This is a genomic window from Neotabrizicola shimadae, assembly GCF_019623905.1.
Taxonomy (GTDB): domain Bacteria; phylum Pseudomonadota; class Alphaproteobacteria; order Rhodobacterales; family Rhodobacteraceae; genus Neotabrizicola; species Neotabrizicola shimadae.
Genome location: NZ_CP069371.1, coordinates 61,716 through 83,659 on the forward strand (window position 1 = coordinate 61,716; position 21,944 = coordinate 83,659).

23 protein-coding genes, 2 pseudogenes and 1 other annotated feature are annotated in these 21,944 nt (G+C 62.1%); of the genes and pseudogenes, 18 read left to right on the forward strand and 7 right to left on the reverse strand.

Translation table 11 applies throughout. The annotated features are described in order from the left end of the window. Positions 1 to 189: 189 nt before the first annotated feature. The 7 genes and pseudogenes from repC to JO391_RS20570 all read left to right on the forward strand — a co-directional run bounded on the left by repC (position 190) and on the right by JO391_RS20570 (position 7,484). Positions 190 to 1,401, forward strand: coding sequence for a plasmid replication protein RepC (gene repC / locus JO391_RS20545; protein WP_220664650.1), 1,212 nt, complete (start codon positions 190 to 192; stop codon positions 1,399 to 1,401). 169 nt (positions 1,402 to 1,570) lie between these two features. After that, positions 1,571 to 3,742 (forward strand): ParB/RepB/Spo0J family partition protein, encoded by a 2,172-nt coding sequence (locus JO391_RS20550; protein ID WP_220664768.1) that lies wholly within the window; start codon positions 1,571 to 1,573, stop codon positions 3,740 to 3,742. Between the two features lie 100 nt (positions 3,743 to 3,842). Continuing rightward, positions 3,843 to 4,028 (forward strand): annotated as a pseudogene (locus JO391_RS21650) (UCP036055 family protein); the annotation flags it as partial. A gap of 169 nt (positions 4,029 to 4,197) precedes the next feature. After that, positions 4,198 to 5,736, forward strand: coding sequence for an IS21 family transposase (gene istA / locus JO391_RS20555; protein WP_220660780.1), 1,539 nt, complete (start codon positions 4,198 to 4,200; stop codon positions 5,734 to 5,736). A 14-nt stretch (positions 5,737 to 5,750) separates the two neighbouring features. Next, positions 5,751 to 6,515: an IS21-like element helper ATPase IstB gene (gene istB, locus JO391_RS20560; RefSeq protein WP_220660781.1), complete on the forward strand. Its 765-nt coding sequence runs from the start codon at positions 5,751 to 5,753 to the stop codon at positions 6,513 to 6,515. Between the two features lie 110 nt (positions 6,516 to 6,625). Next, positions 6,626 to 6,931 (forward strand): annotated as a pseudogene (locus tag JO391_RS20565) (UCP036055 family protein); the annotation flags it as partial. 388 nt (positions 6,932 to 7,319) lie between these two features. Then, entirely contained in the window at positions 7,320 to 7,484 is a 165-nt protein-coding gene (locus JO391_RS20570) for a hypothetical protein (protein WP_220664651.1), read from the forward strand. A gap of 147 nt (positions 7,485 to 7,631) precedes the next feature. On the opposite strand, the gene JO391_RS20575 is transcribed toward JO391_RS20570, so the two are convergent. Further along, the gene (locus JO391_RS20575; protein WP_220664652.1) at positions 7,632 to 8,726 is read right to left on the reverse strand and encodes a Fic family protein; all 1,095 of its coding nucleotides are present in this window, start codon (positions 8,724 to 8,726) and stop codon (positions 7,632 to 7,634) included. Positions 8,727 to 8,843: 117 nt separating this feature from the next. Next, positions 8,844 to 9,161 carry an H-NS histone family protein gene (locus JO391_RS20580; RefSeq protein ID WP_220664653.1) on the reverse strand — a complete coding sequence of 106 codons (318 nt, stop codon included), beginning with the start codon at positions 9,159 to 9,161 and terminating at the stop codon, positions 8,844 to 8,846. 425 nt (positions 9,162 to 9,586) lie between these two features. On the opposite strand from JO391_RS20580, the gene JO391_RS20585 reads away from it, so the two are divergent. The 4 genes from JO391_RS20585 (at position 9,587) to JO391_RS20600 (ending at position 12,130) form a co-directional block, all read left to right on the forward strand. Further along, positions 9,587 to 9,991 carry a single-stranded DNA-binding protein gene (locus JO391_RS20585; protein ID WP_220664654.1) on the forward strand — a complete coding sequence of 135 codons (405 nt, stop codon included), beginning with the start codon at positions 9,587 to 9,589 and terminating at the stop codon, positions 9,989 to 9,991. Between the two features lie 141 nt (positions 9,992 to 10,132). Beyond that, positions 10,133 to 10,675 carry a Chromate resistance protein ChrB gene (locus JO391_RS20590; protein WP_220664655.1) on the forward strand — a complete coding sequence of 181 codons (543 nt, stop codon included), beginning with the start codon at positions 10,133 to 10,135 and terminating at the stop codon, positions 10,673 to 10,675. 15 nt (positions 10,676 to 10,690) lie between these two features. Further along, complete coding sequence (locus JO391_RS20595; RefSeq protein ID WP_220664656.1) at positions 10,691 to 10,888, forward strand: DUF1127 domain-containing protein; 198 nt, start codon at positions 10,691 to 10,693, stop codon at positions 10,886 to 10,888. 36 nt (positions 10,889 to 10,924) lie between these two features. Next, complete coding sequence (locus JO391_RS20600; protein WP_220664657.1) at positions 10,925 to 12,130, forward strand: MFS transporter; 1,206 nt, start codon at positions 10,925 to 10,927, stop codon at positions 12,128 to 12,130. A gap of 5 nt (positions 12,131 to 12,135) precedes the next feature. On the opposite strand, the gene JO391_RS20605 is transcribed toward JO391_RS20600, so the two are convergent. Together JO391_RS20605 and JO391_RS20610 are read right to left on the reverse strand one after the other, a co-directional pair. Further along, entirely contained in the window at positions 12,136 to 12,462 is a 327-nt protein-coding gene (locus JO391_RS20605; protein ID WP_220664658.1) for a YnfA family protein, read from the reverse strand. Between the two features lie 44 nt (positions 12,463 to 12,506). Then, complete coding sequence (locus tag JO391_RS20610) at positions 12,507 to 13,304, reverse strand: sulfite exporter TauE/SafE family protein (RefSeq protein ID WP_220664659.1); 798 nt, start codon at positions 13,302 to 13,304, stop codon at positions 12,507 to 12,509. Between the two features lie 117 nt (positions 13,305 to 13,421). Between JO391_RS20610 and corA the strand changes: the two genes are divergently transcribed. Then, positions 13,422 to 14,378, forward strand: a complete 957-nt coding sequence (gene corA / locus JO391_RS20615; protein WP_220664660.1) for a magnesium/cobalt transporter CorA — start codon at positions 13,422 to 13,424, stop codon at positions 14,376 to 14,378. Here corA and JO391_RS20620 read toward each other — a convergent pair. The 3 genes from JO391_RS20620 to JO391_RS20630 all read right to left on the reverse strand — a co-directional run bounded on the left by JO391_RS20620 (position 14,351) and on the right by JO391_RS20630 (position 17,118). Continuing rightward, entirely contained in the window at positions 14,351 to 14,530 is a 180-nt protein-coding gene (locus JO391_RS20620) for a TOBE domain-containing protein (RefSeq protein WP_259444931.1), read from the reverse strand. The genes corA and JO391_RS20620 overlap by 28 nt on opposite strands. Before the next feature lie 221 nt (positions 14,531 to 14,751). Beyond that, positions 14,752 to 15,615 (reverse strand): universal stress protein, encoded by an 864-nt coding sequence (locus tag JO391_RS20625; protein WP_220664662.1) that lies wholly within the window; start codon positions 15,613 to 15,615, stop codon positions 14,752 to 14,754. Between the two features lie 12 nt (positions 15,616 to 15,627). Next, positions 15,628 to 17,118: a SulP family inorganic anion transporter gene (locus JO391_RS20630; RefSeq protein ID WP_220664663.1), complete on the reverse strand. Its 1,491-nt coding sequence runs from the start codon at positions 17,116 to 17,118 to the stop codon at positions 15,628 to 15,630. 67 nt (positions 17,119 to 17,185) lie between these two features. After that, positions 17,186 to 17,243, reverse strand: a sequence feature (sul1 is cis-regulatory element that is thought to sense ions involved in sulfur or methionine metabolism; They are found in Alphaproteobacteria). Between the two features lie 207 nt (positions 17,244 to 17,450). Between JO391_RS20630 and JO391_RS20635 the strand changes: the two genes are divergently transcribed. The 6 genes from JO391_RS20635 (at position 17,451) to JO391_RS20660 (ending at position 21,944) form a co-directional block, all read left to right on the forward strand. Beyond that, positions 17,451 to 18,650, forward strand: a complete 1,200-nt coding sequence (locus JO391_RS20635; RefSeq protein WP_220664664.1) for a DUF932 domain-containing protein — start codon at positions 17,451 to 17,453, stop codon at positions 18,648 to 18,650. Positions 18,651 to 18,774: 124 nt separating this feature from the next. Next, positions 18,775 to 19,215 (forward strand): JAB domain-containing protein, encoded by a 441-nt coding sequence (locus JO391_RS20640; protein WP_220664665.1) that lies wholly within the window; start codon positions 18,775 to 18,777, stop codon positions 19,213 to 19,215. A gap of 110 nt (positions 19,216 to 19,325) precedes the next feature. Further along, a complete protein-coding gene (locus tag JO391_RS20645; RefSeq protein ID WP_220664666.1) occupies positions 19,326 to 19,844 on the forward strand; it encodes a DNA repair protein RadC in 519 nt (172 codons plus the stop codon). A gap of 101 nt (positions 19,845 to 19,945) precedes the next feature. Beyond that, complete coding sequence (locus tag JO391_RS20650) at positions 19,946 to 20,437, forward strand: DUF6878 family protein (protein WP_220664667.1); 492 nt, start codon at positions 19,946 to 19,948, stop codon at positions 20,435 to 20,437. A 197-nt stretch (positions 20,438 to 20,634) separates the two neighbouring features. Next, complete coding sequence (locus JO391_RS20655; protein ID WP_220664668.1) at positions 20,635 to 21,567, forward strand: IS110 family RNA-guided transposase; 933 nt, start codon at positions 20,635 to 20,637, stop codon at positions 21,565 to 21,567. After that, on the forward strand, positions 21,564 to 21,944 hold the full coding sequence (locus JO391_RS20660; protein ID WP_220664769.1) for a DUF6915 family protein: 381 nt from the start codon (positions 21,564 to 21,566) through the stop codon (positions 21,942 to 21,944). Before JO391_RS20655 ends, JO391_RS20660 begins: the two co-directional genes overlap by 4 nt.

Consider the following 21,944-nt stretch of genomic DNA (forward strand, 5'->3'; position numbering starts at 1 on the left):
GGCACGAGACAGGCAGAAAAGAAAAAGGCCCCGAGAAGCAAGCTTCACGAGACCTTTCTTAGGTTTCGCACGGGACCAGCCCGCTACAAAACTCAGTTTTCGCACCTCTGAATGTAGCGATCTGGCCCCTTTCCCGCAAGCGCAAAGCGATTCGCGGGCCAGGGAAATTTTGCCTTCGTGAATGACATCATGGAGTACACACCGATTTCGCCGTTTATGCGGCCGATCTCGCACGCCCATCTGCGCGTGGTCGAGCGGCCTGAGGTATCTGTTCCGGGTAAGCCCATCAACAAGTGGGAACTCCTGCGCGAACTGTCCAAGGCGCAAGCGGCCTTTGGGGTCACAGAACGTGATTTGACGGTCATGCAGGGTCTTCTCAGCTTCTTCCCGGACGATGCGCTTGGAGGGAACGCTGAAATGGTCGTCTTCCCGTCCAACAAGGCGATCTGCGAGCGGCTGAATGGCATGCCCTGCTCCACCATGCGCAGGCACATTGCACGCCTGGTGGACGCTGGCTTGCTCATGCGCCGCGATAGCCCCAACGGGAAGAGGTATGTCCGTAAGCATGGCGAAGAGCGCGTGGCTTTCGGCTTCGATCTCTCGCCACTCTACTGCCGGTCCGAAGAGGTGGCACGGGCCGCAGAGGCCGTGCGTGAGGCCGAGGACCGTGTGCGACGACTGCGGGAGGTCGTGAGCCTGATGCGGCGCGATCTCGCTGCCCTCGCGGAGTTTGGAGAGGAGATCCAGCCCGGCCTTGGCCTGTGGGATCAGTTTCGCGACAAGGCTGTCCTCACAGCGCGCGCCCTGCGCCGCAAGCTCACGCTTGAGGAGCTCTCCGCATATCGGACCGACCTTGAAGCCCTTCTCGATCGCGCACGCAACGTCATTGATGGCCCTGAAACAGAAGAAATGAACACCAATGATGCCAGTTTTGAGCGCCACCATCATAATTCAAATAAAGAATCTGTAGATCTTGAACCTGCCTTAGAAAAAGGCGGGGCGGCGGCCGACGCGCCAGATGTTGAAACGGATGCACCTGTTGCTGACGTGGAAGAAGCGGACACAAGACGCGTGCCAAAGATCCCGCTCCATCTGGTGATCGCTGGCTGCCCGTCGCTCAAAACCTTTTACCAAGGCGATATCCGCCACTGGCATCAGCTTTTCGACGCCGCTTGCCATGTGCGGCCCGCCATGGGGATCAGCGCGTCAGCTTGGGAAGAAGCGCAACGGTTCATGGGCCCCGAGCAGGCATCGATCGTTGTCGTCGCTATGCTGGAACGCTTTGCGGACATCCGGTCGCCCGGTGGCTACCTCCGTGCGCTGACATCCAAGGCAGCGGCGGGCGAATTCTCCTGTGGGCCGATGGTCATGGCGCTGATGTCTCGGCGAAATGCTGCATAACAGCTGTTAAGTGTCTTGGAGCGATCATCAAGTTCGGCGCGACTTTACAGCTGTTAAGTAACGCGGCGATGCGTCGGTAGCAGAAGAGAGGAAAAGTTTGGGGGTTTGAGGGGTGACGGGAAGTGAGATCGGGAGAGTGGCTTCCGGCGCCCGTCGTGGAGAAGATCTGATGGCGAAAGCAGCCCAGAAAATCACGCTGTCCCCTTCGCGGGACATCCCCTTCGACAAGCTCGTGCTGAGCCAGTCCAACGTACGGCGCATCAAGGCAGGCGTCTCGATCGAGGAACTGGCCGAAGATATCGCGCGGCGCGGCCTGCTGCAGGGCTTGAACGTCCGGCCCGTGGTCGATGCTGAAGGGGTCGAAACCGGCATGTTCGAGATCCCGGCCGGCGGCCGTCGTTTCCAGGCACTGTCGCTGCTGGTGAAGCAGAAGCGGCTGGCCAAGACCGCGCCTATCCCTTGCATCGTGCGGGATACGGCGTCGGAGATCCTCGCCGAGGACGACTCGCTGGCGGAGAACATGCAGCGCGTCGCCCTGCACCCGCTGGACCAGTTCCGCGCGTTTCAGGCCCTGCGGGAAAAGGGTCAGGGCGAGGAAGCGATTGCGGCGGCCTTCTTCGTCACGCCGCAGATCGTCAAGCAGCGCCTGAAACTCGCGTCCGTGGCCCCTGCCCTGCTCGAGGTCTATGCCGAGGATGGCATGACGCTGGAACAGCTGATGGCGTTCACGGTGAACCCCGATCATGCGCGTCAGGCGCAGGTCTGGGAGGCTGTGAAGAACTCGTGGAACAAGGAGCCCTATGCCATCCGGCGCATGCTGACCGAGACCTCGGTCCGGGCGTCTGATCGTCGCGCGGTCTTTGTCGGTGTCGATGCCTATGAGGCGGCAGGCGGTATCGTGCTGCGCGATCTCTTCCAGGGCGATGACGGCGGCTGGCTCGAGGACCCTGCCCTGCTTGAGCGGCTGGTCGCCGAGAAGCTCCAGGCCGAAGCCGAAGCGCTTGCTTCCGAAGGCTGGAAGTGGATCGAGGTGGCGACTGACCTGCCCTATGGCTACAGCAACGGTCTGCGGCGTCTCGCCGGTGATGCCGCGCCGATGACCGACGAGGAAAGCGCGGCCCTCGCTTCGCTCCTCGCTGAGTATCGCGGGCTGGAAGAGGAATACTCCGGCCAGGACGAATACCCCGAGGACATCGATGCCCGGCTCGGTCAGCTCGAGATGGCGATGGAAGCGCTCGAACAGCGGCCTTTGATCTACGATCTCGCTGAGCTCGGGCGCGCTGGCGTGTTCGTGACGCTGGATCGGGACGGCAGCCTCGCGGTCTATCGCGGCTATGTCCGGCCCGAGGACGAGCCGCGCGAGGAGACCGCGGTCCAGGATGGTGATGGCGTGGATGTCATGGGGCAGGGGGGTGATGTCGGTGTTTCCAGCTGGAAACCGTCGGCGACCTCTGCCGGCGGCACCGTCATCACTTCGGGTGGTCAGCCGATCGGCGTGGATGCGTCCGAGGAGGAAGACGACGGCGCGCTCAAGCCGCTGCCCGAGCGGCTGGTCATGGAACTGACGGCCCACCGGACCCTTGCGCTGCGCGAGGCCATCGGGCGCTCGCCGGACGTCGCGTTGACACTCCTGCTCCTGAAGCTGGTGACGGACACCTTCCGCACCTCCTCGGCCTCGGGCAGCTGCCTCGACGCCTCGGTGCGCCACGTCTACATGTCGGCACAGGCGCCCGATCTGAAGGACAGCGTCGTCGCCAAGCTGGTCGATGAGCGTCACGCCGCCTGGGAGGCTGATCTACCTCTCGGCGATGATGCCGAGCTCTGGGACTATCTGTCCGTGCTCGACCAGGGCAGTCGTCTGGCGCTTCTGGCGCATTGCCTCAGCTTCGGGATCAACGCCCTCCATGAGAAGGTGAACCCCTATGGGGCGGGCATCTCCGCCAGTGGCCTGACCCGCCGCATGGCCCATGCCGATCTCGTGGCGCGCGCGGTCGATCTCGACATGGTCGAAGCGGGCTGGGAGCCGACGGTCGATGGCTATCTCAACCGCGTTCCCAAGGCCCGGATCCTCGAGGCCGTGCGCGAGGCGAAGGGGGAGGGGACCGCGCAGCTTCTCGATCACCTTAAGAAGGGCGAGATGGCCACGGAAGCCGAGCGGCTCCTCAAGGGAAGCGCGTGGTTGCCCGAGGTCCTGCGTCGGGCCGATCTGGCGGCAGGAGACGGCAAGCCGATCGCAGAAGGGCAGGGGGAAGATGCGGGCGAGCCCGAGGACGTCGATCTCCCGGCCTTCCTGACGGCCGGTCTGCCGGAGAGTGCTGCGTCCATGATGGCTGCGGAATGATCTGAGCCATCCGGAGGCGGGGAAACCCGCCCCTCACTCTGATAAAATACAGTAATATCAATATGATGAATGCGAACTCTCGCATTCGGGATGAGGAATCATGTCTGCAACGACCATCATCGACTTAGCCCCTTTGGGGGCGCTGATCCGTTACACCGACGGCAGTCCCAAGCCGCCGGCACGTTTCACGAAGAAGCTCGCGGCATGGGAGCGATCGAACGGTGTCGGCCGCCTTGTGAAGAAGGAACCGCCCCGGGTTTATCCGACATGCACAGCACCGGCTGCGTGTTCCACGTGATCGTGGGCAGTCATTCCACGGGATGATGGGCAGTGTTTCCACGTGATCGTGGGCGGCTGTTCCACGGCATTGTGGGCATGTGTTCCACGCGAAGGTGGGCAGTTTTGACCGACAATCTGAAGCTACGGTGTCCCTGTGTTTGAAGGGGAGAGCCGAGATGCCAACGGGACGATTGTCGATGCGACGGATACGCGATGTTTTGAGGCTCCGACTGGGGCAGAAGCTAAGTGAGCGGCAGATTTCTGCGTCGCTTGGGTTGGGAAAGGGCACTGTAGGTTCGTACTTAAGTCGTGCGCGTGCAGCAGGCTTGAGTTGGCCTTTGCCCGACGGGCTTTCTGACGATGACCTTGAGTTGCTACTTTTTCCTGCGCCGCCTGCGGTCAGCGACCCGGAGCGTCCGGTTCCAGATTGGGTTGAGATTGACCGAGAGTTGCGCCGCCCTGGGGTCACCCGCGCCTTGCTCTGGGAGGAGTATCGGCAAGCCTACCCTCATGGCTTTGGATATGCTTGGTTCTGTGAACATTACGACGCTTGGAAGGGTCGTGTCCGCCCGACGATGCGGCAGACGCATGTTGGTGGTGAGAAAGTCTTTGTCGACTTTGCGGGCGACACGATTGATGTAATCGACCCGGTAACGGGCGAGGCCCGTGCGATGAAACTCTTTGTCGCCACGTTGGGTGCGTCCAACTACACCTATGCCGAGGCTGTCGGGTCCGAAGGCCTTGAAGACTGGATCCTTGCCCATGTCCGAATGTTCGCCTTCCTTGGCGGAGCGCCGCGTGCTGTTGTACCGGACAATCTGAAGTCGGCTGTTCTGAAGGCAGATCGCTACGATCCAGGATTGAACCGGACCTATGCGGAAATGGCCGCGCACTATGGGACGGCTGTATTACCTGCACGTCCCTACAAGCCCCGAGACAAAGCCAAAGTTGAAGTTGCAGTGCAGGTTGCACAGCGCTGGGTACTGGCTTGCTTGCGCAATCGCCGCTTCTTCTGCCTGCGCGATCTCAATGCTGCGATAAAACTGTTGGTTGATCGGCTCAACACGCGTGTCATGCGCGGCTACAGCGCCAGTCGAGCTGATCTTTTTGCGACCCTGGATCGACCCAACCTCCAGCCTCTACCATCTGAGCCCTACGAATTTGCGCTTTGGAAGAAGGCTCGTGTTGCGCCCGATTACCATGTTGAGGTGAATAGTTCTTGGTATTCTGTGCCCTTTGGTCTGATCCGCCAGGAAGTCGATATCAGAGTTTGTGGCGATGTGGTGGAGGTCTTCCATAAGGGTGTGCGCGTTGCCAGCCATCCGCGCTGCCTGGGTCGACGTAGCCATGTGACACTCGCGGAACATATGCCATCAGCCCATCGGCGGCATGCTGACTGGACGCCCGCGAGGATCCTCGCTCAGGCGGAAAAACTTGGGCCGTCCGTGGCGTCGTTTTGCGAAACCATCATGACCGACCGCCCCCACCCTGAGCAGGGCTTCAGAACCTGTCTGGGTATCTTGGCCTTGGCAAAGAGCTATGAGCCCGCACGCATCGATGCGGCCTGCCGACGGGGCTTGAGCATCCGCGCCCGATCTGTGGCTTCCATCAAATCCATCCTCAAAGCCCGCCTAGACCAAGCCTTCCTCGACGAAAACGCTGAAGAGGCGCCGCTGCAGCACGCCAACATCCGTGGCCAGAGCTACTATCACTAGAAGGAAACCAAAACTTGCTGAAACACCCAACGACAGAACGGCTAATCGCCCTCGGCCTGACAGGGATGGCCAATGCACTCGATGAGCAACGCCGTGCAGAGGCCACATTCGATGCTCTAGGCTTCGAGGATCGCCTTGGTTTGCTTGTCGACCGCGAAACGACGGAGCGCGACACCAAGCGTATGGCGACACGGCTGCGCTTTGCGGCATTGCGCCAGTCTGCCAGCGTCGAAGATTTGGACATGCGCACCCCGCGCGGAATTGATCGGGCGCTGATGGCGCACCTCATCGATGGCAGTTGGATCATGCGTCACGAAAATCTCTTGATCACGGGGCCGACGGGATTGGGGAAAAGTTGGATAGCTTGCGCTCTAGCCCACAAAGCTTGCCGAGACGGCCATATAGCTGCTTATCACCGCGTACCGCGCCTGTTCGAAACCTTGAGCATTGCCCGTGGTGATGGCCGCCACGCCAACCTCCTCAAGACACTTGCAAAGACCAAGCTGCTGATACTCGACGATTGGGGACTATCAGTTCTGACAATGTCTGAACGGCGGGATCTCCTCGAAATCCTCGAAGACAGACACGGACGTGGATCCACCATCGTGACCAGCCAACTCCCCGTCGAGCACTGGCATGAGGCCGTTGGTGACCCAACCCTTGCCGACGCCATCCTTGATCGCCTCGTACACAACGCACATCGCCTACCTCTCTCCGGTGAAAGCATGCGACGCAAAAAAGCACTGATGAAAATCCTTGACCCCACCGCTCAACACTGACTCCATCACGCTGTCGGCAAAACTGCCCGAGCGTCCGTGGAATCGATGCCCACGATGCCGTGGAACACGCGCCCAGCTTCGCGTGGAACAGCTGCCCAACTCCCGTGGAATACGCAGCACCGGCCTCCTTCACGCTGCATGAGGGGAACTTCTCCTCGGACGGGGTGATCCTCGTGACCATCATGCGGAGCCATTCGGCGGACAGCCGGTTGGTCTTCGAGGTGGCGGAGGAACCTAAGCCCGGGCAGGTCCGCGTGTTGCTGGACTTCGGTGGGAATACCGAACTGCTGCATCTGGCGGAGTCCGTCACCGTGGCGGAGCTCTGGATCGCGCGGGAGGGCTATCGCAATGCGCGGCTGGAAATCGTCAGCGCCGAGAACGGCGAGAGGGCAGGGGGCGCGGACCTGGCCGCTTGAGCCCTGACAATGCGTGAGGGGCCTGCTCATGAGTGGGCCTCTCACAGACCACACCCTCGTCCCACGAAATCGCGGGGCACCAAAGGATCCATCCCCCAAGAAGGAGGTCTTCAACCAAGAGCCTGGCCGGGAGGTTGGCGGCATTAGAAGCATCAGCGGAACAACAGGCTCCAGTCGTCAGGGCACCATCCCCCGCTCGCCATTCCCTTTCTCGCCCCGAATCCTGTCTTCGAGATCAACCCGCGAGGGGTCGGACTACGGGCGAGCCCGTGCCGCCGGGAGGATTCGGACGAGCCGAACGCACCCGGTGATGTCAGCCAGTTTTCGGGCCTGCGGGGTCCTGTCGCGCGGGGGATGGTCCCCCGCCTCCCAGACAGGAGCCAAACAGATGTCCCGCAAAGATGCTCACGCCTTCGCAGCCTCCCTCGCCGCCACGCTCATGGTCTCGATCGTCGTCTTCCAAGCAGGGGATGGAACCTTCGGCGCCGTCCCCGCCGATGAAATCGACGGCGACGAGGTTCGAGTGGTCGCTGAGGTCGACCCGTGGGCATAATGCCCACGGTCTTTGCCGAGGGCTCTGCATCGGGGCAGGAGCCCCGATCTGGGCCATTCGGCTTTCAGACGTCTCGGTGACCCGGAAATCTGAGCCGACGGGGAGGTCGGCTCTTCCGCCTAAGGAGCCGAACGCCCGGTGTCGGGCTTACGGTCCGCCCGACACGTCGAGGAAGAGTTTCACCAGGGCGACGTTGATGAAGTAGTTGTGCTTACCCGTGCGGTGCTTTTCGACGAAGCCATGATCAGCCAACGTGTCGAGATACTTCGCGGCCGTTTGCCGACTGACATCCAGATCGTTCTGCAGATATTCGATCCGCGTGTACGGGTGGCGGAACAGGTTGTTCAGAAGTTCCTGGCTGTAGATCTTGGGCAATTCATCCCGCAGTCGATGCTTCACATCCGCCATTTGCTTTCGGATGCCGGTGACGATCTCGACCGTTGTGGCAGAAGTCTCGGCCACAGCCTCCAGCATGTAGATGACCCAAGCTTCCCAGTCTCCGGTGTCGCGCACCGCCTGTAGGTGTCGATAGTAGTCCGCCTTGTTGCGGGTGATGAATCGCGACAAGTACAGCACCGGGATATCAAGCAACCCAGTCCGGGTAAGATAGAGCACGTTCAGAATGCGCCCGATCCGTCCGTTCCCGTCCGGAAACGGGTGGATGCTTTCGAACTGATGATGGATCAAGGCCATCTTGATCAGGGGGTCGAGGTCGCTGAGGTCATCGTCGTTGATGAACTTTTCGAGGGCCGTCATGTGGCGGACAATTTCATGCGCGTTCTGGGGTGGAACGAAGACGATCTCCCCTGTTTGCTCGTTCTTCAGGGCAGTTCCCGGGGTCACGCGAAATCCGTCGCTGCGTCCCTTCAGCAACCGAAACATGTCGATGAGCGCCGAATTCGGGATGAGGCCGCCGGTTTCGCCCAAGCGCGCGTATCCGAGCCGCAACGCATCGCGATAGAGAGCCACCTCTTTGGCCGCAGGTGACTGCGGATCGTCAGGGAAAAGGTCCGCCTGAAACAGCTCGTCCTGCGTCGTGACGATGTTCTCGACCTCCGAAGAAGCCTTGGCTTCCTGAAGCGCCAGTGTGTCGATCAGGATGCCTTGGTTCGGGATGGTCTTCGCCTGACCCTTCAGATCCGCAAGAGCACGGCTGGCGCGAGCGAGCGCCTTCAGCACCGTAACAGTTTCGATCTCTGCCGCGGGTGGCAGGGCGGGAATGGCATAGGTCGGCTTTAACATGTTCCCCGCGTCGTGTTAAGAAAAACACGTTCGTTTAACATGATCAGGCAGTCATGTCAGCAGAAACCGGTTTCCTTAACTTGACGATGCTTCGCCCGTGCGGTTCACCCAACTCCGTCAGACCGCCAGATCGGCGGCGGACTTGCCAGCGGCCAGCGCTGCCACGAACCACTGCGGTTTCCGGCCACGGCCCGACCAGGTGACAGCCGCGTTCCCCGGGTGTCGGTATTTCGCCACGGCTGGCGCACGGGTGGTCGTCACCTCGACACCGATCAGTTCGGCGAGGGAGTAGCCCATCTCCTTGGCGATGGCTTTCAGCTTGGCGCGGGTTTCGGCCTCGTGCCGGTCCTCATAGGTGGAAATCGCCGTGGCGAGGTCCTTCTGCAATGGCCGTAGTTCCCTGAGCGACATCGCCTCGAGATTGAAATCAGCCATTGGGCCCTCGTGTCCTGAATAATGGGTTCGGGATAGTCGTCACGTCGCAAAATCGCAACTCCCACAGGGGTCACCGCGATAGGGCAGGGGGATGAGGTTGGCTTGAGCCGCTGAGTCGGCGGTTTTGCAAATGCCTCAACCAAGTTGCCTTGGCCAGGAAGGCCGAGTTCTGCGAGAGCCCCAGGTCGCCCCTATCCCCGGTGCCATCCCTTCGACTGACAATCCCCTAAGCCTGTTCGGCCTCTGGCGCGCAACCCCGCGTCAGTCCGGGCCGTGTTGCCCCTTTGGGGCTGCCCGCTCCACCCCGGACCTTTGGGGGTTTCCGTCTGGTCTGCTGGACCAGCCGTGCACGCCTCACCCGACAGGCTTCTTTCGGGTCTTGTCGAAGGGACGGTCCCAGGGACAGGAAAAACAGGAGCTACAGAATGCAGAACATCGTCATCCTCGCCGGCAACATCGGTCAGAACCCCGAAGTGCGCTCGACCCAAAGCGGTACCAAGATCACCAACTTCACCTTGGCCACCTCGCGGCCGCGCCTCTCGGAAGGTCGCGTGATGCGCGACGAGAACGGCTACCGGGTCATGGACACCGAATGGCACCGCATCACCTGCTTCAACGGTCTCGGCAAGACCGTCGCAGAGCACTGCGAAAAGGGCATGAAGGTCCTCGTCCACGGACGCATCCACTACACGAAGTGGACCGACGCAACCGGCACGGACCGCTACGGCTGCGAGATCATCGCCGAGAAGGTCGACTTCCTGAGCCGTCCAAAGTCGGCCGAGAATGAAAACCCCGAGCTGGTCGACCGCGACGACGAGATCCCGTTCTGAGAACGGGTCTCCCTCGGGCCCGGCGGGGAAACCCGCCGGGTTCGGTGCGGCCTTTGAACAAAGTCCTGGCACATTGCAGTAACATGCCAACGACGATTGGAACTCTGGACATGTAACCATCGTTACATTATACATGTTCAAATGACCGCAATCACGTGGCTCCTTCTGACCTACAAGGTCCCTCCAGAACCCTCGGCCAAACGCATCGCCATCTGGCGCAAGCTGAAGGGGATGGGTGCCGTTTATCTTCAGAATGGCGTCTGTGTGCTGCCCCGCACGGATGACCACATTCGCCGCCTGAAGATGGTCGAGAACGACATCGACGAGGCCAAGGGTGAGAGCGTGATCCTGCAGACCGTCGCGCTGGACCCGGGCCAGGAGGCGAAGGTCGTGGGCCGCTTCAAGGCGGAACGGGACGAGGCCTATGCCGAGTTCATCGACAAATGCGACGACTTCGAACGCGAGGTCGCGAAGGAAATCACCGCCGGCCACTACAGCTATGCCGAGCTGGAAGAGAACGACGTCGATCTGAAGAAGCTGCAGGGCTGGCTTGAAAAGATCGGCAAGCTCGATTTCTACGGTGCGGCGCGTGCCGAGGAGGCACGGACGCGGCTGAACGGCTGCGAGGCCGTGCTGGATGACTACGCCAAGCGCGTCTTTGACGCGAAGGGCGAGAACGGCTGACCCCGGAGGATGGATATGAAACAGACCAGATCTCTGAATGCCTTCTTTCCGCATTTCCCGCCGTTGGCGCAAAGCGCGGCGCCTTCGCCCCTCCTGGCCTGGGCAGACAGGCAGCGGCAGAGCGCGGCGTTGGCGCGGCTCGAGGACCGGATGCTGGACGATATCGGTGTGACGCGGGCCGAAGCTTTGGCCGAGTGCCAGCGCCACGACTGACCGACCGGAACACCACGCCAAACAGAGGAGGCCGTCATGGCAGAAACGACGGTGGACAAGGCCGCCTCCCCCTGGCGGGGATTGCCCGCAGGAATCTGGGCGCTCGGTTTCGTGTCGATGTTGATGGATGTCTCGTCCGAGATGATCCATGCGCTGCTGCCGGTTTATCTGACCGTTGGCCTTGGGGCGACGGCGCTGACTGTGGGAGTGATTGAAGGCATTGCCGAGGCGACGGCCGCAATCACCAAGGTGTTCTCCGGTGCGCTGTCAGACCGGATTGGGCGGCGCAAGGAACTGGCAGCCATTGGCTACGGCCTCGCCGCGTTGACGAAGCCCGTGTTTCCGCTCGCGCCGTCGATCGGCTGGCTGGTCACGGCCCGTTTCATCGACCGGGTCGGCAAGGGCATCCGCGGCGCGCCGCGCGATGCGCTGGTCGCCGACCTTGCCCCGGAAGGACGGCGCGGCGCAGCTTTCGGCCTGCGCCAGTCGCTGGATACGGTCGGTGCCTTCCTTGGCCCTCTTCTGGCGATCGTGCTGATGTGGGCTTTTGCCAATGACTTCCAGTCGGTCTTTTGGGTCGCCGTCATCCCGGCCTTCATGGCGCTTGGCCTGATCCTTTTTGCCGTGAAGGAACCCGCCCGCACGGCAGGGCTGCGCAAGGTCCGCAACCCGCTGTCGCGGGCTGAGTTGCGGATGCTGGGCGGCATGTACTGGGCCGTTGTCGCGGTTGCGACCGTGTTCACTCTTGCGCGGTTCTCCGAGGCCTTCCTGATCCTGCGGGCCGAGGAGGTGGGTCTGTCTCTCATGCTGGTGCCGCTGGTTCTGGTGGGGATGAATGCGGTCTACGCGCTGTCGGCCTGGCCTGCGGGCGTCTTGTCGGATCGAATGAGCCGACCCACGATGCTGATGGCCGGGCTTGGCCTGCTGATCGCTGCCGATCTGGTGCTGGCGCTGGCGCCCGGGTTTGTCGGCCTCGGTCTGGGCATCGCGCTCTGGGGGCTGCACATGGGCGTCACGCAGGGCCTTCTTTCCGCGCTGGTTGCCGAAGCGGTTCCGGCCGAGTTGCGCGGTACGGCATATGGCATGTTCAACCTGATCACGGGTGGCGCGCTGCTTCTGGCCAGTGTGATCGCAGGCGGGCTCTGGCAGGGCTTCGGATCAGAGGCCACCTTCCTTGCCGGAGCGGCTTTTGCCGTCATCGCGGCGCTTGGTCTGATCCCGCTACGGCATAAGCTGGCGTGACGCGGTCAGACGTCGCGCGGTGCGTAAAGGATGATCGCCGCCCCGATCAGACAGACCAGCGATCCGATCATGTCCCATCTGTCAGGCCGCGCGCCTTCGACGACCCAAAGCCAGGCGAGCGACGCCACGATGTAGATGCCGCCGTAAATGGCATAGGCCCGGCCCGCATGTTCCACCTCGACCAGCGTCAGCAGCCAGGCGAACAACCCAAGGCACAGTGCAGCGGGGATAAGCCAGAGCGCGCTTTTGTCCAGCCGCCACCAGCCCCAGACGGCAAAGCATCCGGCGATCTCGAAAAAGGCGGCAGCGAAGAAGACGATGATGTTCTGCATGGCAGGGCTTGGCCCGAATTCCATGCAAAAGACAACTCGCCAAATTACTTGTGCCGCCAAACCTTCACGGCCGAGACGAGCAGGATCGCCGCCAGAGAGGGCAGCAAGATTTCATTTGGTACGATGCCCAAAAGCTGGCCCCCGATGAAGGCGCCAAGGATCGAGCCCGCCGCCATGACCAGCACGAACCGGCCATTTCGCGCAAGAACCGTGAAGCTCTGGTCGCGGCTGTAGCGGGCAAAACCCACCAGCATTGTGGGGAGGCTGACCGCCAACGACAGCGACCCGGCCAGCTTGATGTCGGCGCCGAACAGCAGGACCAGCGTCGGGATCAGCAATTCGCCGCCCGCAACGCCCATCAGCGAGGCGACAACGCCAATGCCGAAGCCCGCAAGAACCCCAGCCAGCATCTGCGCAGTACCTGTCAGCATCGCCCCCGAGGTTGCAACGTCATGCCCCACCAGCAGCACACCGGCGATCAGCACAAGGAGAACGGCCAAAACCTTGTAAAGCACTGCCGAGGAGAGCCGCGTGGCCCAGCCCGCACCCAACCAGGCGCCCAAGAGGCTTCCGACAAGCAGGTTGGCTATGATTGGCCAGTGTGCCGCGATCTCGGAAAAAGGAATAGTGCTCGAGCGAAACGGCAAAGCTGTGGCGACCACGACGAGGCTCGTGGCTTTGTTCAGGATCACCGCCTCAAGTGCGGCAAAGCGAAACATCCCGATCAGGAGTGGCAGGCGGAATTCGGCTCCTCCCAGGCCAATCAGCCCGCCGAGCATGCCCACGATGGCACCCACGCCGAAGGCGGCAGTCGGGTTGCGTCTTTGATCTTTGTTCGCCATTTGGTTTCCTCTGGGTCCTTGCATCCGATGCTTTTGGACCTTGCCTGAGAAAGCGACTTCACGATCTCAAGTCAAAGGGATAGTGCCACAAAAAGGTACTTTTCCAGGAGGGTCCGCATGATCCGTGCATATGAACTGTTGGGTGAAAAACTGAAACCTGTCTCTGCCCGCGCGGAGACGGTTGTCTGGTGGGATCTGTTCAATCCGGACAGGGAGGAGGAGACCGAGTTGGAACAACAACTCAAGCTGGAACTTCCGACGCGCGACGAGATGCAGGAGATCGAGATATCCTCGAGGCTCTACTCCGAGGATGGCGGGCATTTCATGACAGCCCTGATCCCGTCTCACACCGATGCCGATGACGCCGTCATCCAGCCGATCACGTTCATCCTGTCCGATCATCGCCTGGTTACAATCCGCTATACCGAACCCCGCGCGTTCACGACGTTCCCACAGCGCGCAGAAAAGACGTCTCTTGGCCTCACGAGTGGCGAGACCATTCTGCTTGGATTGCTGGAGGCCGTGGTGGACCGTCTTGCCGACATTCTCGAACGGGCCGGGCGGGAAATCGATGCCATCTCACGAAGCGTCTTTGGCCAAAAGGGGAGAGAGGCGCGCAAGGATGCCAATTACAAGGCGACGCTCGAAGAGCTTGGTCGCAAAGGCGATCTGACCTCGAACATCCGTGACAGCCTCGCAACGCTTGAACGTGTCCTTGCCTTCCTTGGCCCGAAGCTGACTCAGACCAGCAAGGAGGTCCGCGACCAGCTCAAGGCTCTGGTGTCCGACGTGCGCTCGCTGACCGATCACCTGGGGTTCATGGCGCAGAAGATCACGTTTCTCCTCGATGCAACCCTTGGCCTGATCAATATTGAGCAGAATGCCATCATCAAGATCTTCTCGGTCGCGGCGGTGGTATTCCTTCCGCCCACTCTGGTCGCGTCGCTATACGGCATGAACTTCGAGTTCATGCCGGAACTCAAATGGACGCTTGGGTATCCTTTTGCCATAGGTCTGATGATCCTGTCCGCTGTTCTTCCGTACTTCTACTTCAAGCGGCGCGGCTGGCTGTAAGAGACGGTGCGCTTGGCGATGTGGTCGCGCGCAAGGGACATGGACTTGAGCACCGCATGGGCCGCATCGCCGGGCTGAAATGCCAATTGCCCGGCGGCGCTGCGGGAGATGCGGGCAACGATCTCGTCCGCACCAACGGTCAGATGGACCATGACGCCGGGGCGCATCTCCGGGGCGACTGACTTTCAACGTAACTGGGCATGATGTTCTGCGCCGACATCCAGCAAAGCAGCCTGACGCTTTGCCAATCCGGCCAGGCCGAGTTTCCATGCTGGGCAGTCTCCTGCGATTCCTGTCACAAGGCAAACGGTTCTGCCCGGTCACGCCGAAGGAACCGCTGTCTCATGAGCTTTTGAGTCGGTTTGGTCATTGGTCAGCGCATCAGCACGACCGGCACCTTGCAGGACCGGATCATGGCCGTTGTGGTGGACCCGATGATGAGGCTGCGGATGCGGCTGTGGCCGTAGGCCCCCATGACCAGCATGTCGAACTGCGCTTCCTCCACCAGCTTGGCCAATGCGGTTTCCGGCTGGCCGGGCAGGACTGAAGTTTCCGCTTCGATTCCTGCGGCCTTCAGCATCGCGCTTGCATCGACCAGGCCCTTGGTGACCTCCGGCGTGGCAGTGCCCACGGTCACGACATGCACGGAGAGTCCCTGAAACAGCGGGCTGCGCGCGATGTGGTCAACGGCTTTCATCGCGGATGCCCCGCCGTCATAGGCGACCAGCACCTTCGAAATCGGCTTGAAGGCGCGCGAGGCGACGAAGACCGGTTTGTGGCTGGCGCGGATAATGCGTTCGAGGTTCGAACCAAGGTGTCCCTTGGCAAAATCCGCCGCTTCGCCGCGCTTGCCGATCAGGATCACGCGCGCGTCGGCTTCGACATCGGCGACCGCTTCGACGATATCGCCGAGGCGCAGCCTGGTGGTGACTTCGGTCACACCGGCCTTTTCCAAGAGGGCTTGCGCGTCGTCTAGGATCGCCCGACCGCGGTGGCTGATAAGCTTCGCGCGTTGCGCGTCCAGTTCTGCCAGTTGCTCCATCAAGGCCGTTCGCGCCCCAAGCGCAATGGCACCGGAATGGTCGTGGGTGTCTGAGGCCTCGCGACGGCCAAGGACGTGGATCAATTCCACCGGTGCTCCGGTGCGGCTGGCGATCCAAGCAGCATGGTCGCAAACGCTGGCGGAATAGATCGAGCCGTCAACGAGGGCGACGATCTTCTGGTGTTGGTCGGTCATGTCCTGTCCCCCTCAATGTGCCATCAGCTTGTCCATCGCTCCTGGCTTGTCATGCGTGGCAAGCTTGTCGACGATGGTCTCGGATGCTGAATTCATGCCGATTATCTCGACCTCGGCCCCGTCGCGGCGGAACTTCAGCACCGCCATGTCCAGCGCCTGCACGGAAGAGATGTCCCAGATATGCGCGGCCGACACGTCGATCACCACGCGATCGAGCGCCTCCTTGAAGTCGAAGGCATTCATGAAGTCCTCGACCGACCCATAGAAAAGCTGCCCCTCGACGACATAGGTCCGCACGCGGCCATCCTTCGAGATGGTCGAGGTTACCTTGAAGAGCTGCGCGATCTTGCCGGCAAAGAAGATGCCTGACAGCAGCACCCCGACCAGCACCCCGATGGCCAGATTGTGGGTGTAAACCACAGTCACAACGGTCGCGATCATCACGATGGAGGAGGAGCGCGGGTGCAGCGTCAGGTTCTTGATCGACGACCACGAGAAGGTGCCGATCGAGACCATGATCATGATCGCCACCAGCGCGGGCATCGGAATCTGCGCCACCCAGTCGCCAAGGAACACGACGAGGATCAGCAGCACCACCCCGGCGGTGAAGGCCGACAGCCGGCCACGACCGCCCGACTTCACGTTAATGATTGACTGCCCGATCATCGCACAGCCCGCCATGCCGCCGATAAAACCTGTGGCGGTGTTGGCGATGCCCTGCCCGATGCATTCCTGGTTGCGGTTCGACTTGGTGTCGGTCAGGTCATCGACGATGTTCTGCGTCATCAGGCTTTCCAAGAGGCCCACCACCGCGACGGCGATGGAATAGGGCAGGATGATCAGCAACGTCTCCAGCGTCAGGGGGATGTCCGGGATCAGGAACACCGGCAGCGTGTCGGGCAGCGCACCCATGTCGCCCACCGTGCGCACATCCCAGCCGAAGGCCATCGTCAGCGCCGTCAGCACCAGGATGGTGACCAGCGGCGACGGGATCGCCTTGGTCACATAAGGGAACAGATAGATGATGGCCAGGCCTGCGGCGACCAGCGCATAGGTCAGCCATGTGACCTGGGTCGGGTCCAGTTCCGGGAGCTGCGCCATGAAGATCAGGATGGCCAGCGCGTTGACGAAGCCGGTCATCACCGACTTCGAGACATAGCGCATCACGAAGCCGAGCTTCAGGAGCCCCGCTACGATCTGGATCAGCCCGGCCAGCACCGTGGCCGCAAGCAGATATTGCAGCCCGTGGTCGCGAACCAGCGTGACCATCAGCACCGCCGTTGCGGCCGTCGCGGCCGAGATCATCCCGGGCCGTCCGCCCACGAAGGCGATCAGCACGGCGATGGAAAAGCTGGCGTAGAGCCCCACCTTGGGGTCGACCCCGGCGATAATGGAAAAGGCAATCGCCTCGGGGATGAGGGCCAGCGCAACGACAAGTCCGGCCAGCACATCGGCGCGGATGGTGCCGAACCACTGCGCGCGGTAGGCATCGAGTGAAATCATGCAAAGTTTTCCTGATCGACCCGGGCCAAATGTCCGCGGGTCGAGATGTGATCTGTTGGTCAGTTCAGGTTGTCCGGCGGATCGGCGGCCGGAAGAGCCACCCGGGGATTGCACCCAGGTCCATGCTTGTTGAGTGGTCGTTTATACGCTTTCTGTAAGGAATCCAACCCTTGCATCCGGCCCATGTGGAACACGCGTCCGAAACAGGGCCAAGAAGACTGACTGACTAACCGCGCTCATTCGAGGACTGAGAGTCCGAGTTTGGCCGGTTTCCCTGCGACGGGTTAAGGGTTGGGAGAGTGGCTCCCGGTGCCCGTCGCGGGAGATAGCCGATGGGCGTTGTGGAGGTTCTGGATCCGGTCGCACCGAGGAAGGCTGGTGGCTGGAAGGTGGATGTGAGCCGGGGTGAGCGGAACGGGCGGGTGTCGTCCGAGTGGTTCAACCGGCCGGATGATGAGCGGTATCTGTCGCTCGATGATCTTTGGGCATCGGTGAAGGGACGGTCCGAGCGCAGCCGCAGCCGCGTGGTGCAGACGGCTGACATCCGGGTCGAGGCCGCGCGTGACAGCGCCGAGCGGCTGCACCTGGTCCTGCCGAAAGCGCATGAACCTGTCGCGCCCACGCACTGGGCCTTCGGTCAGCTTGCGAGCATCGTCGGCGCTCCGGCCTCCTACCTGCGGCAGCTGCCTGCGCCACTGGCGGGCATCAACCTCCAATACGGTCTGACCAACCACCGCGCCGAGCAGGTCAAGACCTTCGAGACCGAAGATGGTCGCACCGAACTGCGCGCGGTGACCGGCCCCGACTATGGCCGCATCCATGACCATGAACTGGTTGAGGCCGTGCAGCGCATCGCGGGCAATGGCACCGGTGACACGCGCTGGAAGGTGCCGGGCGTGCTTGACTGGTCGACGGGGGTCTACAACCCCGATGTCGAGATCAGCCGCGACACGACCACGCTCTATGCCTCGGACCGCGATGTCTTCCTGTTCCTGGTCGATGACCACAACCCGATCGAGGCGGGTCGGCTGCCCGACGGCTCCCCCGATCTCTACTTCCGGGGCTTCTACTGCTGGAACTCCGAGGTCGGGGCCAAGACCCTCGGCATGGCAAGCTTCTACCTGCGGGCGGTGTGCCAGAACCGCAACCTCTGGGGCGTCGAGGATTTTCAGGAGATCACCATCCGCCACTCGAAATACGCGGCTTCCCGCTTTGCGCATGAGGCGGCCCCGGCGCTGACACGCTTCGCCAATTCCTCGCCGCAGGGCTTCGTGAACGGCATCAAGGCCGCGCGGCAGCAGATCGTCGCGCGGACCGACGAGGACCGGGATGACTTCCTGCGCAAGCGCGGCTTCTCGAAGGCCGAATCCGGCAAGATCATCGAGAAGGTGCTGATGGAAGAAGGCCGCCCGCCCGAAAGCATCTTCGACTTCGTGCAGGGCATCACTCGGCTCGCGCGCGACAAGACCCAGCAGGATGCCCGCCTCGACATGGAAGGGCGCGCCAAGAAGCTCCTCGACCGGGTCGGCTGACGCCGGGACCGACCACGCGACCGCCTGCATCTGCGGCGGTCGCGCTTTCCCCTTTCAAATGCATGCCGCTGGCCCCGACCCGAGAGCGCAGGGGGCTTCGTCGTGCGCAATCAGCGAGACCCCCATGACCCCCCAGGAAGAAACCATCGTCCTCGAAGCCCGCGACATCCTCGGCCGCTACCTCAGTCAGAACCCGGTGATCGGCAGCTGGCAGGCGCTGATGGACTATTGTGCGCTCACCGTTCGCGGCCCAATCGAGCGGTTCCACGTGCTCTACCTCGACCGCAAGAACCGCATCATCTCCGATGAGCTCTTGTCGACCGGCACGGTCGACCATGTCCCGGTCTATCCGCGCGAGGTGATCAAGCGAGCGCTGATGCTGAACGCCAGCGCCTTGATCCTGATCCACAACCACCCGTCGGGCGATCCGACGCCCTCGGAGGCCGATCTCAGCATGACCAAGGAGATCCAGAAGGGGTGCAGGTATCTCGGCTTGACGCTGCACGACCACATCATCGTCGGCGCCGGGACTGAGCTGAGCCTACGGGCCCTCGGCAAGCTCTGACGCGTCTTTCCGACTTGGCACCGCCGCCCCTTCGAGGAAGAGGGCGGCGGTTTGGTCTTTGACGGATGAGGCGGGGAGAGAGTCTTCCCGCACCGTCGGAGGTTTCCCCCATGTTCGATCTGCCCTTGCCGATCCAGCCGACCGCCTACGCGCGGGGCGTCCCGCCGCATTTTTCAACTGGTGATGTCGACCCCAATCACCCCTTCGCCCTGACCCTGTCGCGCCGCGCACCGGCCGACCTCATGTTGGGCCGGGCCGCGCCGTTGGTCCTCGCGCGCTTTGCGACGCTGGCCGATGCCATGCTGGGCGCGATCGACCATGCCGATGGGATGGCCACGGATGTCACGCCCCAGCTTCTGGCGATCCTCGATCGCGACGAGCGCCTTGTGCTGGCCGGGGCCGCCAGCGACCACGCTGTCGCATGGTGCCACCCGGTGACGAGCGCGGCTGAAGCGCGGGGCGTCGTGACCGAGGCGAGCCAGCTGCGCGCGCAGGCCGGCCGCGCGACTGCCTGGGGCGAGCCGGATCTGGCGCAACGGCTGCGCCACCGCGCCGATCTTCTGGATGGGCGTCTCGTAGACCCGCTCTGGCGCGCCTTTGCCGCCCGGGCGCTGCAAGTCGCTGCCTGAGGCCCGAGAGGCAGAGAAGGGCAGGGGGAATTTGGAGTTCGTCCGGGGGAGAGAGATCGCCTCGGCCTGCTCCGATCTCTTCCCCTTACCGGAGACACACGATGAACCTGACTGAACCCACCCTCGCGCCGCCGATGGCCCCCCCGACCGTCGACATGGCGCAGATCTTCGCGGCGCATGCCGAACGTGCTGCCCGCATTGAAGCGCTGCGCCCCGGCAACAAGGATCGCCTGTTTGACGGTCTCATGGCCGCCGGCATCACCCATGTCACCGTGACCTTCGATGGTGCCGGTGACAGCGGCCAGATCGAAAGCATCGGCGCATGGTCGGGCGAGACCGCGGTCGAGTTCCCCGCGACCGAGATCGAGTGTGCCGCGCTGACCTGGGACGACCCCGAGGTCGAGATGCGGCAGCTCTCGCTCGAAGATGTCGTGGAGCAGCTGGCCTACGACTTCCTCTCCGACACCCATGGCGGTTGGGAAAACAACGACGGCGCTTGGGGCGAGTTCTGTTTCGACGCCGCGGCCCGCTGCATCCACCTCGAGTTCAACGAGCGCTTCACCTCGTCCGAACTCCACACACATGATTTCTAAGGGGGCGGCGATGGCACATCCCTTGTCTATTGGGAAACTGCCATAATCGGGGTGGCTGGCGAGACCCCGACACATCCCTGGGCAAACAATCCCGAGTGATAGCATGGGGCTCGCCAGCTGACCGTTGCTCAACCTGAACAGTTGCCTGGGAGGACTCCCCAAGGTGTCGATCCCGCAGAACAAGGATAGGTGCCGGAATGGCCTCTCACGAATTCATTGGCGTCGATGTCGCCATGGACTGGATCGACGTCTGTTATCTGTCCAACGGTCGCCATGAGCGGATAAAGTCGACAAAACAATCGCTTGCAAAGTTCGCCAAGGCAGCGAACGACGCAGTTGTCGTGTTGGAAGCCTCAGGTGGTTATGAGCGGCCATTGATCGAAGCCCTGATCAAAGCCGAGGCCCGTTTCATACGTGTGAACCCGCGGCAGGCGCGCGAATTTGCGAGGGCGACGGGAAAGCTGGCAAAGACCGACAAGGTTGATGCGGCGATCCTTGCCCGAATGGGGAAAGCGTTGGATCTCGTTCCTTCCCCCATCCCGGATCCTGACCGGGTGCGCCTGGCTGACCTCGTGGCGCGACGAGAGGATTTGGTCGCTGCGATCCAGGCCGAGAGAAACCGCCTTGGGACAAGCCGGGACGGATGGGTCAGGCGGGAAATTCAGCGTCTTGTTGCGAGTCTTGAAGATCATCTCGATGCAGTTGAGAAGGAGATCGCTCGCCACATCGCGGCTTCCGGGTCTCTTCTCGAACAAGCACGTCGACTTCGTACAGCGCCCGGGATCGGACCGGCACTGGTCGCCGTGATACTTGCCCGATTGCCCGAGCTCGGAAGACTAAAGGCCAAGCAGATTGCTGCGCTTGCTGGACTTGCGCCGCAGGCTTGTGACTCAGGTTTATCCAGAGGCAAGAGACGAGTCTGGGGTGGCCGAGCTGACATCAGGCGAGCCCTTTACCTCGCGGGGTTTGTAGCCAGCCGGTTCGACCCGACGTTGGCGGCGTTTCGAGCCAGACTTCAGGATTCTGGAAAGCCTCCGAAACTTGCGATTACAGCATGCGCCCGCAAGCTGCTCACGATCATCAACGCGATGGCGCGAGACGCCACGGACTACGCTTCTGCAGTCTCCTGAAAGACAGTTGCTATCACCACGCCCTCTCTTCGGTGAAGAAATGGGGCGGCACGGTCGACTGCTACATGGCCGTGCATGCTTGGTTCGACCAGAGCAAGGAGATCACTGCGGACTTTCGGCACCGGGCCTTGCGCCACCATGCCGAGGGCATCTTCATGGCCGAGACCATCTTCGGGCCGACCCTCACGCTGTCGACTGGACGCGTCATCCCGACCCGCTGGGTCGGCGAACAGCATGTGAAGGAAGATCTCGGCTTCATCCCGAGTTTCGCCGACTGGGTGAAGGCCATCCGACCCGAGCCATGGATGGGCCGGGCCGAGCGGATCGAGGCACTGGTCGATCCGCATCTCGCATCGCCCGTGGTCGAGGTCATCTGA